The sequence below is a fragment of the Clostridium sp. FS41 genome (assembly GCF_000954015.1).
Lineage (GTDB): Bacteria > Bacillota > Clostridia > Lachnospirales > Lachnospiraceae > Enterocloster > Enterocloster citroniae.
In genome coordinates, this window is sequence record NZ_JYHN01000030.1 from 41116 (window position 1) to 53136 (window position 12021).

Below are 12021 nucleotides of genomic sequence, written 5' to 3' on the forward strand. Positions count from 1 at the left end.
ACGCTCCTTTTACACTCTTCCAAGGCTGATATCATAGTACATCAGCAGGTTTGAATCCTCCTGAATGGTCTGCTCCGGCAGACGCTCTGCGATATCAACGATGGCTTTATAGTTCTTTTCCTTCCAAAGGCGAGAGAAGCCTACACGGATAGCCTCCGAGCGGAACAGCTTCAACTTGCCTTTGCTGTTCATATAGCCTTCAAATTCCTTCCACAGGTTCTTCTCACGCAGTTTGACCAGATCGCCTTCCTTGGTTACATCCGGAATATACCAACGGCCCTTCTCGTCTTGCAAGAAGTTCTCTTCCAGAATGGTAGCAAGTTCCGGCATCTGCTCGTACTTATCAACCGCCTTGACTTCCTGCATGAACTTCGGCTGAAGCTCTGCATAGGTTTGCGGGCCGCAGAACTGTTCATCCAGCTGCTGATACAGCCAGGAAATAGCAGACTTCTCATTCGTAACAAACAGCTCAAACTGGATATTCTCCACTTCGGTCGTTATGCGGGCAGTATCGTACTCATTGACCTGATCCGGCAGGAAGTACATATTATCGCGCTTCAGGAACTTCTCGTCCAATCCACGGTAAAAATCAGTAGCATCCAGCGGCACAGGAATACCCTGCATGATATGGTAGGCAACCATACGGTCGAAGAGCAGGTATGCTTGACGCTCAGCAATCACTTCAATGCGATCATTTTTTACGACAACAACTGGTATATTGGCGAGGTGCTGACGAACAAAAGCCCATGCTGTTTCTGAAGATCCTGCATGAAGTAAAAATTCCTTTTTGAATTTTTCCTTAGGCTTATATGCTGAAATAATTAAGTCCTGATCAACGCACCCTGCCGCTGTAAACTGGTTAATCGTCTTCTTTTCCTTGTTAAGCACACGCACATCTGCAATTATAAATCCGGCAACACCCAACGCTGCTTGAATAGATGTCCATATTCCATTCTTGGAATTATGGAATTCAACTGTAAGCCATCTTGACGGTTTCAAAATTCGATAAATCTCACTAAAGCACTTGGTCATCAACTCCTGATATTCAGGTATGTTTTTTCTTTGTGCTTTGTTAATGATTGCTTCTTTAGTGTTATTTGTTGTTATGCGAAGCCAACTCTCAGCCACAAAATTCAGCTCCGAATACATAATATTGGCACCAAACGGAGGGTCGATAAAGCAGTAATCTATACTGTTAGTTGGTATATTGGACAAATCCGTGGTACTTTGCGTTGATACTAATACATTTCCTTTTTTATAATACAGATTCTTCAATTTGTTCAATTGGAAGCGTAATTGCCCAATGACATCGTTTTCCACAAACAAGTTCGGCAGATAGTATGTTCCTGCACGTGGCCCTACTAATGCTCTACTTCCATGCTCCGGCATATACCGATTAAGAATCGTCAGCTTTGGAAGAGCACTTGTAAACAAGAACATTTTCTTGTTATCGTCCTTAAATCTATCAAAAAATTCAGACAAAAAGAACAACGTTCTGGTCGGATAAAGTTGTTTAACATGTGTAATTCCGACCCTGAACAAACGCTCCGTTTCATCCCCGTGAATCATCATATTTGTAGGATGGCTCTTGAGCGGCTTTGCTTCAACTTCTCTAATTTTTCTTAAATCTTCCTCATCTGGTTCTTTTGTATATCTTGTAGTACCAACCGAATAATTTATCAGAACCGGTACATGTTCCGGCGTTTTACTCGTTTCTCCTAATGCCGCATCAAATTGAACTTGATACTTGATTTCCAATTTGGTTCTATCCGTTACAGCACTACAATTAGGGCATTTAATTTTCTTTTCCGTGGATTTTGCCCCATTCAATATCATAACGCGGTAATAATTCAATTCATGTCCACAATGCGGGCAAAAGTAAACATTCGACCAAACCACATAGTTGATTTTCCCCATAATCGGATTTCCATTAAAATCCGTTTGAATTTTTCCATTCAACGTATGTATGGTACTGTAGTATTTACCATATTGACTCTCAATAGAATCAATAATGTGTTCCAATGCATCTATTGTATTGACATCGTTAGGTCTATTGTAATTAGACGAAATGAACGTCGCATAGGACGATAGATCAGAAATAATAGCATTTCTCGCCCCTTCACTTGCAAATCCATCACCACAAAGTTGAGCTGCTACTCCAGTCATTCCAGAACCAGAGAATCCGTCAAAAACAATATCTCCAGGCGATGTATAATGCTGAATGTACGTTTGAATTGCCTTTGGCGGAACTTTGGTATGATAACCATGGATATTATAAATCAAGTCGTGCTTATTTTCTTCAACATCATCAGAAAACGGCTCCCGATGATAATCGTCCGTTTCCTCATCATACGGAGTGCCATACTCCTTGATAAAGTCCTCGATGAACGGATTCGGGCAGGCAGTATAAAACGGTGCATCTGAAAGTGCAATGATATCCTCATCCGTACCGATTGGGAAGCCTTCGATGTTGCGCACTTTATCTATATCTTCTTTGGTCAGCTTTCTGCGTTCCATAGCTGTTTCCTCACTTTCGTTTTCTAAATTGTGCAAGCGGCACTTGCACAATTTTATTTGATCCGTTTCTGAATATCCTCAACGGACGGCAACTGCTTTTCCAGATCATCCGGCAGGCTACTGGTAACTTTGTATTCGCTCACGCCAATCGGCTTGGAAATGTCCTTGAGAGAGTATTCCGCCACCACATTGTTCTTGCTCTTGCACAAGAGCAGACCAATGGACGGATTATCCTGCTCTTTCTTTAAGATACCATCCACCGCTGACAGGTAGAAATTCAGCTGTCCGGCGTATTCCGGCTTGAATTCTCCGGTTTTCAGTTCGATAACCACATAGCAGCGCAGGTTCAGGTTATAGAACAGCAAATCGATATAGAAATCATCGCCGCCAACATTCAGGTGGTACTGATTTCCCAAGAACGCAAAGCCTGTTCCAAGTTCCAGAAGCAGCTTGGTCACATCCCGCACTAATGCCTGCTCAATGTCCCGCTCCAGCATATCTTCCCGGAACGGAATGAAATCAAAGACATACGGGTCTTTCATAGTCTGCACTGCAAGCTCACTCTGCGGAGATGGTAGACGGCGTTCAAAATTCGTGACCTTATCCGCCAGAACTTGCCGCTGATATAAGCCACTTTCGATCTGATGGACAAGAACATTACGGGACCAGCCATTTTGTGCCGTTGCATTTGCATACCAGATATGTTCTTCCGCAGTTTTAACCTTATCCATCAAAGCAATATTGTGATACCAAGTAATTTGTGCAAGCACCTCTTGCACAATTTCTCTGTCAGCAAAGCGGGCTGCAAATTTCGCCATGTACTTCAGATTTCGGACAGAATACCCTTTTCTCTCGGGAAAGTCACCTGAATATCATAGGAGAGATTTTCAATGAATTTATTTCCCCATGTTTTGTATTCGTTAATAACCGTTCCAATGTCATAATAAAGGAGTAGCAAATCCGAATTCGCATGAATCGTTGCACGGTATTGTGCAGCCTTGATCTCACTTTTGATATTTTCGATGATGGAGAGATACTCCGGTGTATTCATCAGCACACGCTTCGCCTCGCTTTCTCACAATTTTTTCTTACTTAACAATAATACGGAGTTTACCTTCGTCCTTACCCTTGGTATAGCCAGCAATCAGCTCATTCAGCTTCTGCTTAAAGCTAACTTCATCCATCGGCGGCAGCTTCATCAGCTTATCCATCAAATCTTTTGCATCCACTACCACAGGTTCAAAGCCCTTCAGCAATGCCTGAATCGCCTTGATGAAGAAATCGTCAACACGCTTCGGCAAAGTACCGGATGCAATAAAGTCATCAATCGCTTTCTGCTGTTCTGCACTCAGGTACTCTTTCTGGCTTGCCACAATCGGGTCAGAAATCGTATTCAACAGAGTCTGCGTCCACTCCGTCACCAGATCATCAATCCGAATATCCAGATTATCCAGCTGGCCCGCTACATTCGGCACTTGATCACCAAGGTTATAATGGCAATGCGGGCAGATATGAGTTGTTTTCAGCTCAGTCGGTGTCAGCTCATAGCAGACTTTCAAGTTAGCCATGTCCTGCTCGATCTTTGTCAGTTTGGCTGCCGAAAGGATTTCAACACCGCGCAGCTTGCGCAGATTTGCCAGTACGGAACTCTCCTGTAATTTACCGCGTCGTTTTGCATCGTCAATGTCCAAGCGTTTTTTCTTATGTTCTTCAAAATAAATGCCGATATACTCTTCTTTTACCTTTTCAAGAGCAGCATTTACCTTCTGCGCGGCTGCATCTCCGGATGTACCGGTCAGAATGCTATCGCGTGCAGAACGGAATTCGTCTTTTGCAGCTTCCAGTTTTTGTTTGAAGTTTGCGCCAAGGTCGATAAACTCAATGTTGCTCAGATAGGAAACATTGTTTGCACAATCTGTTTTGAAAGTCACATATTCCGCTATCGCCTTGATCAGTGCAATCTGCTCCTCCAACTTATCAATTTCATCAAAGGTCAGCGTGAAGTTATTCAGCTTCGCCGGAGTATTGAACCGAGCAGAATAATTGCTAAATTCATCCTTAACTGCTGCACAGGCTTTCTGCATAGCGATCAGATGTTGCGCATCCACAAGCGGTTCATTCCAAAGCTCAAATCCATTGTTCAGCTTCTGGTTTGCAAGAACAGCAGCATTGCTCGTTTCCTGCGCTTTTTTCAGCAACTGCTTCACACCCTCATCACGGTCATTCGGGTTGTCCAGCAGAGCCGGATTGATTTCCAGCACATCAAAGAGCTTTTTCAGCTCTGCCATTGCCATCTGCGCAGGCCGTGCCAGATATTTGAACTCATACAAGTCCAGAACACCAATGCGAGGTACAGTATCCAGATTCGATGCACTCAGAACAGTGCCATTGCGCAGAGTCATCGTTGCATAGCCCGCATATACCATGGACAGGAAGATGATCGGTGTAAAAAGATAGTTGATCTTGAAATGCTTATCTTCGTACTGGTCATCATATTTGACATCAAAGATATCCGAATAATTGATAACGCCCTGCGGCGGCAGCTGTTTCAGCTGGTCAATGTAGTAAGCTGCATACTTGGAACCTTCCGGTCGAATCTTATCGCCATCCAGAACGCCAAAGCTCTGGAGCATCAAGGTTGCCGTCTGCGTTTTACGACCTGCAAAATAATCAAATGCCTGCCGTACATTTTCTGCCATGTTTTTCCGAGTTACCTTTGTTTTCATCATAGGACAATCCGGATATTTGCCGCAGAAATATTCATCCAGACACAGGGAAGCCGCCAAATCAACGGTGTCCTTAAAGTCCATATCCCGGTTATAGCGTCCACGGAGCACTTCGATCATCTGCCGCTTCTGCCCCTTATACTGGATATCAAAGCAGGTGTTCTTATTTTCACTCAGATACTTAATCAGCTTTTTGCGGATCATCGCTGCCTTGCTCAGATAGGCATCCTTATCTTTACCTTCACTGATCTGTGCCTGTGCATTGGCAGCAGAGAAGAAGCCCAGAATTTCCTTAAACTCCGCAGTGGATTTGAAGAAGAAATAAACTTCATCCTCCAAATTTTTCACAGCAATGCTGCCGCTGCTGTATGGCGGCATAATATGGATATAGAAATCCCGTTCCGGCTGTGCAGTGCTGCGCTCTCCCGGCAGACCGAGGAACAAATAGCCTTCACGGAAAATGTTATGGCTATCCCAGTTCAGATCGCGCTGATAAATCTCAAATCCAGGAACATACTGCTTTGCATCCCAATCAAGGCAGCTGTAAATCAGCTGATAGAAATAGCGATTCAGTTCGCCGTCTGCCATGATGGAAGCCTTCTGTTTAATCTTCTCATCATAGTCAACGACCTTATCCACATCAATGTAATACTGGTTATTGGCATCGTTGTAGATAATGAACTGACCAGATACTGTGGTCATGATATCCTTCAGCGTAGTCTTAATCAGAGCCAACAGGAAGTCCGCATCCTGCTCCGGCATCGGCAGGAACAGGCAAAGATCATCTTTCAGATTCTCTGCCGTCAGTCCGAAATGTACGTCCAAGCCATTCGTAGTCAGGCGATGAACACTCAGTGCATATATAATTTTAATTGCCAGCGGCTTGTATGCAGGCTTAGGGAACGCACGGTTAATGATATCCTCCAGCTGTCCACTGGCAGTAACAACGCGGTTGATGGTCACATCACTCTTGAGCAATCCATTGGATTTGATTGCAGGCCAATAATTATCAAAAGAGATGATGCCCGGCTCATTCTCTGGCACATCGCGGTTAAAAATATCGCGAATTGTCATCGAGATGTTTTTCAGGATATGCCGATTCTCAATCAGGTAAATCTTATTGAACACATCAATATAGGACGGGTGAATTGGGAACAGATCTACAAACTCGTCCATCCGGGAAGACATACCAGTATAAAGCATTGAGAATTTCTCCAAATGCTTGCGAATCAAAGCCTTCTGCTCAGGCGTTTTCTTCAAGATACGCTCAGACACAACATAAGATGTTGCCTCTTTGGTGATGACAATCTGCGTAAAACGATCAGACACATGTTTCAGTGTATCCGACACAAAGCTGAATCGCGGATTATCAAAAATCTTCTCCTGTACACCAAAAATTACGCGCAGTTTGCTCTTGGAGCACATCTCGCCAAGTGCGCGGAAAAATTCAAGGTCGAGAACAATTTGCCGCTCGTCACGGGAAGTCAGATAGCTCAGGAACTCATCCACAACAATCAGATATCCCTTGTCCGGATACTTTGCAGAGAAGGCCATCATCATATCACGAATCAGCTTTTTATTATCGCGGACTGTATCAAAATCCGGCACTTCAAAATCAATTCCTCGTGCTGCAAAATCGTCTTCAATGAAGCCAAACAGAATTTCACGCAGCGACATTGTTACGCCGCCGATTTCAATGCGAAGTACTTCAGACTTGCCTGCGATGCACTCCATCTCTTTTGCAAAGTTTTTATTCTGAAGATACTGAAGGTTATCCGCATCCTTGGCAATAGAAGAAATCACGCTCATCAAGTGTGATTTACCAGTACCATAGTTACCAACAACAAGAACACCCTTGTTATCAACCACTTCGTCCATCTGAAGCTGATCCAATACCGGGCTTTTCAGATTTGCCGCCATGGTATCAGACATAACATAAGATTTCACATACTCTTTCGCCCGGTTCGCATCATCCGCCGTAGTAAGCTGAATGACATCCTCAATCGGGTTGAAGCTGATCAAGTCTGAGTACTCCACTTTTTTATCCTCCCTTAAACGACACAGGTTATGTCGTATTGTTCTACATCGTATTCTTTATAGTCCGCATATCCATCTTCCGCATAAACCAATTTTCCGTCTGCCACAGTTCCCGGCCACAAAACAGAAAACGATTTGCTTCGATTCGCAACTGTAAGAAGTTGCAGTACATCTATCTTGTATGCTGGATTGAACAGCACATCAAAGTCTCGGATACAACTGTTTTCCGGAATATTTGTAAGAACTTCCTGAAAGCATCTTTCAAGCCTCATGGTTCTTCGTTCCGGTTTAATTTTTATGAGCAGAGCCGCCATTTTCTCATTTAATGAAACCTGCTGTAAACTTTCGCAGTATTTTTCATCACAGTAGACAACTGGTCTCATCAGTCCTGTTTGATTTTCGGATTGGAGCAGCCGATACTGTATTATCCTTCCCATTCGGCCACCATCCTTATTCTACATTATCAGCTGTCCCATTATCTGGACTCTCTGGGATGAAATCCAACACATCGTCAGCAGTACATCCTAATGCAAGACATATTTTTTCTACCATTTCAATAGAAACAGGTTCGCCGCGCCCCATTTTCCCAATGGTACTTGCGCTGACTCCGGCAAGCTCGCACAGCTCTTTCTTCTTCATTTTCTTGTCTATCAACAGCTTAAACAACTTGTTATATGATACCGCCATCGCCTCTGCCTCCTGCTCAAAAATAGCCTGTCCATGGGTATAATTTCTCTATTTTCAAGTATAGCACTTATCGTCTTCCAAGTAAACAGAAAATCGTGCGTTCAAAACGCTTTTCACTCTTCTGCAAGCAGGGCTTTCGTGACACGAAAGCGATTTTCTGCTTGTTGGGGAAACTCCCCAATCCCCTTAGAACGCTGCCTGCGGCATCGGGCTGTGCATCCGTTCCAGATGCTTTAACGGTAGTTCCTGCCAAAGAAAAAACCGGAGTGAATCGTCACCCCGGCTTCAAAAAACATTTACTTGTGCTTGCGGCCTCCACGCTTTTTGTAGTCCTCGTCTATACGCTTTTTCCAGTCTGCGCTCAGCGGGGCACTGCACCGGACAGAGCTGATTGCTTCGCTGACCACTTCATAATTCAACGCGGTTCCTTCACTGTCGCACCGATAGTTGACTGCACGATCTGCGCCGATTCCGAACTGACTTGCGGTCTCTACTGCGTCAATATTGGCACCAAGGAACAAAAACTCCCAACTGTATTTTGCTTTCTGCCGCTCGATCATCTGCTTCACTTTTTCGCTGTTGTACCGGCGGCTGGCATTTTCCATTCCGTCCGTAGTGATTACAAACATGGTGTGTTCCGGCACATCCTCCGGTCTTGCGTACTTATGAACATTTCCAATGTGATGAATCGCACCGCCGATGGCATCTAAGAGTGCCGTGCATCCGCGAACTGTGTAATCACGGTCAGTCATTAGCCGGATGTCCTTTACATTTACGCGGTCGTGCAGGACTTCGCTCACATTGTCAAACAGCACCGTTGAGATCAGTGCTTCGCCCTCTGCTTTTTTCTGCTGCTCAATCATGGAATTGAATCCGCCGATGGTATCCCGTTCCAATCCGCTCATGGAACCGCTGCGGTCTAAGATAAAAACGATCTCTGTTAAATTCTTTCTCATATGCTTGTCCTCCCAAAAGATTATGGCTGCTCGGTTTCGTACCTTACAGCCATAGTATAGCGATTTTCTTTTGTGGAGTGGTCGCATGGAAAGCGACATTTCTTTGTCCTTATGCTCCGATCAGGCTCTGGTCAAAAGCAAACAGTGCCTCATTAATTTCATACACATTGTAGTTTTCCCGTTCGACAAAATATTCTACAATGATATCGAATTTGCTCGAATGGGAAAGGGTAAAACCTGCCTTACCCAGCATCTCCTGCATCTGGGCAAGCGGCAGTTCCAAAGCCAGGGCAAATGCCAACACTGTAGGTTTGGATGGCTTATAGAACTTATCAGAACGAATTTTGGAAAAGAGCTTCCGGTCAATGTTTGCCTTCTTGTAACACTGGGCATCCGTCATGCCGCTTTCATCAATCTTCCGCAGCAGCATTTCCGAAAAGCTCTCATCAATCTGCCCCAGTGCCTCCTCCAAAGATTGACTGCTGCAAGATTTACAGATTTCTTCGGGCGGCAGCGGAACAGGTGCAGCTTCAAAGTAAGATTCCTCTGACAACGCTTCGAGCCGCCTTCTCTGTTCTGCCCGGCTGTCGGTGTGTTCCTCCACATACCGGTCATCTATATACGCCGCGATATCAGCAAACAGTTTTCCGCTAATCTGATATGCCTTTCGGTCAAAGATAACGATGTAGACCATCATCTCATTTTCCAGCAGGAACGTACTGATGGTATCGACTGCAATCTTCAGAGCCTGGTCTTTCGGATAGCCGTAAATGCCGGAGGAAATCAGCGGAAAGGCCACCGACTGACAGCCATTTTCTTTTGCCAGGTTCAGAGATGTCCGATAGCAGGATTCCAGAAGCTCCTGTTCCCGATGCATGCCATCCCGCCAACGCGGGCCGACTGCATGGATCACATATTTGCAGGGTAAACGGTACCCCTTTGTGATTTTTGCGCTGCCGGTCTCGCAGCCATGCAGCATACTGCACTCTGCAAGCAGCTCCGGTCCGGCGGCACGATGAATGCTGCCGTCCACACCACCACCGCCCAAAAGAGAAGTGTTGGCAGCATTGACGATTGCGTCAACGCTCATTTTTGTAATATCGTTTCTGATAATCTGCAACGGCATGAAGCATACCCCCCATTCGTCAATTTAACTTTCTATCTGTATTATAACTTCTTTTGTGTTAAGATGCAAAATTTGAGTAAAGACCGATAATCCTCCTGCTATCAAGACTGGCAGTTTTCGCAAAAAAGCCCGGTGCAGCATGAGCATTACGCCCACACTGCACCGGACAATCCATCATCGACTGCTTTGTCTATTTTCTTCTTCCTGCCGCACTTCCTGCTCATGCAGCTGCTCTTTCTTCTGTTCGTCCTCTTTCAGGATTTCCTGCACGATCTTTTGTGCCACAAGCCAATCCTGCATTTCCGATTTGGTCTTGCGGTACTCTGCATAGGAGCTTTTCTTTCGTTCCAGAAGCATCGCATACTCTGCGTTCAGCTCGCTGATGCGCGGGAGCTTTTTGTCAGAACCGTTCTCTTTCTTATAGTCATCAAATGCCTTTTTCGCTGCGCTGCGTAAGGCCAGCGTATCCCGGTGGGCTTCATAGAATTCCCGATTGTAGCCGGATGCTTTATACGCGGCAAAAACATCTTTTGTCTTGGCATAATTGATTAGATGCTTCCGCAGCACTGACACTTCCGACATCCGTGCCTCATCTGCTTTTACAGATTCCAGCAGCGCATCGCATTTTTCAGAAATTCCATCTGCCTGTTCTTTCAGCTCTGCATAACTCTTGATTCCATGCTCTTCCATGAACATCATGGCTTTTGCCATCTGCTTCAGATTAAAGACTTTCGCCCAACGCGCATACCCCGCGCCTTTGCCTGCTTGCATTTTGGCACGGACATCAATAAGGAACGACAGCTCTGCATTCTGATGCACCTGTGCTGACCGTGCGATTGTGCGGGTTTTCTCTGCAAATTTGCTTTTGTGAACCGCATTTCCGGCAATCACTTCGCAGAGTTCTTCAACCGAATATCCTTTACCAAGAGAGCGGAAACGAGCAAATCTGGCGTGGCCTTTCCCCCGCAGTGCAGGCTGTTTTCCATCTTTATACTCGTACCCTGCTTCCTGCAAAATTCCAATCAGTTCCCGGAAGTCTTTCGGTTTTCTTGCCAATGCTGCATCAATGGCCTCGCAGATTTCATCCCGCTGCGATTTTTTCTCCGGGTATTCCGTTCTCTTCTGCCGCTCCCCATAGGGCTTCCGGATAATGACCGACAACCGGTGTTCCAGACAGACGATATCACTGAGCCTTGCCAGTGCAAGACCGGATAAGCGAAAATCTCGGAATTTTCTGGTGCAGTCTAATGTAGTCGAATTAAAGATAATGTGGTTATGAATGTGCGCACGATCAACATGGGTAGCCACGATAAATGCGTGTTTTCCTTTGGTGAATCGCATGGCTGTCTCATACCCAACCTTATTCGCCTCTTCCGGCGTGATTTCTCCGGGCTTAAAGGATTGCCGAATCTGATATGCAATCACATCATGCGCCTGGGTTCTTCCCGTGATATGCTCATACTGCCGTTTGGAAAGCAGAAATTCTTCATCACAGGTCTTTGCATCACAGGCATACGCGCTGATATATTTTCCATCTTCCGTCTTTGCTGCATTCTCGGAATAATCAGTACGGTCAGCCAGACACTGCGCTACCGTCTTTCCTTTATTGATATGCAGCGCAATTAGTCTTGTAGCCGCCATTTTCATATTCCTCCATCTAAAAAGAGCTACCCGAAGGCAGCTCTTACCAATTCACTATTCTCATTTTAACATCCGTTCCCGGTCATAAGCTCCCTGCAAATAAATTGCCTGCTTGATGATTTCTTCCATATCGAAATAGAGACACATGATGCTTTCGTACAGCTTCCACACATTAGATTCGCTGCCGCCTACCATTTCCATCAGTTGGTCTTCCATCTTCGAATGCTCAGACTGTTTTTCCTGATAAGTTGCCTCATCCGCAAAATGATTCTCTCCATCTGTTTCCTCGTACCGTAAATCATAATAATCTTTCATAAACTGAATATCCATC

At 45.0% G+C, this 12021-nt stretch carries 8 protein-coding genes and 1 pseudogene; all 9 read right to left on the minus strand.

Annotation, left to right across the window (positions count from 1 at the left end; all coding sequences use genetic code 11):
• Positions 1-9: 9 nt before the first annotated feature.
• Positions 10-2517, minus strand: coding sequence for a DNA methyltransferase (locus CLFS41_RS04035; RefSeq protein ID WP_045091537.1), 2508 nt, complete (start codon positions 2515-2517; stop codon positions 10-12).
• A gap of 53 nt (positions 2518-2570) precedes the next feature.
• Positions 2571-3568: pseudogene (locus CLFS41_RS04040) on the minus strand (PDDEXK nuclease domain-containing protein).
• A 37-nt stretch (positions 3569-3605) separates the two neighbouring features.
• Positions 3606-7280, minus strand: a complete 3675-nt coding sequence (locus tag CLFS41_RS04045) for a DUF6079 family protein (protein WP_045091538.1) — start codon at positions 7278-7280, stop codon at positions 3606-3608.
• A 14-nt stretch (positions 7281-7294) separates the two neighbouring features.
• Complete coding sequence (gene brxF, locus CLFS41_RS04050; RefSeq protein WP_045091539.1) at positions 7295-7717, minus strand: BREX-3 system P-loop-containing protein BrxF; 423 nt, start codon at positions 7715-7717, stop codon at positions 7295-7297.
• A 13-nt stretch (positions 7718-7730) separates the two neighbouring features.
• Entirely contained in the window at positions 7731-7967 is a 237-nt protein-coding gene (locus CLFS41_RS04055) for a helix-turn-helix transcriptional regulator (RefSeq protein ID WP_045091540.1), read from the minus strand.
• 296 nt (positions 7968-8263) lie between these two features.
• Positions 8264-8923, minus strand: a complete 660-nt coding sequence (locus CLFS41_RS04060; protein WP_045091541.1) for a VWA domain-containing protein — start codon at positions 8921-8923, stop codon at positions 8264-8266.
• A gap of 109 nt (positions 8924-9032) precedes the next feature.
• Positions 9033-10049 carry an O-acetyl-ADP-ribose deacetylase gene (locus CLFS41_RS04065; RefSeq protein ID WP_045091542.1) on the minus strand — a complete coding sequence of 339 codons (1017 nt, stop codon included), beginning with the start codon at positions 10047-10049 and terminating at the stop codon, positions 9033-9035.
• A 174-nt stretch (positions 10050-10223) separates the two neighbouring features.
• Complete coding sequence (locus CLFS41_RS04070) at positions 10224-11696, minus strand: relaxase/mobilization nuclease domain-containing protein (RefSeq protein ID WP_045091543.1); 1473 nt, start codon at positions 11694-11696, stop codon at positions 10224-10226.
• Positions 11697-11750: 54 nt separating this feature from the next.
• A complete protein-coding gene (locus CLFS41_RS04075; RefSeq protein ID WP_045091544.1) occupies positions 11751-12020 on the minus strand; it encodes a hypothetical protein in 270 nt (89 codons plus the stop codon).
• Position 12021 lies beyond the last annotated feature (1 nt).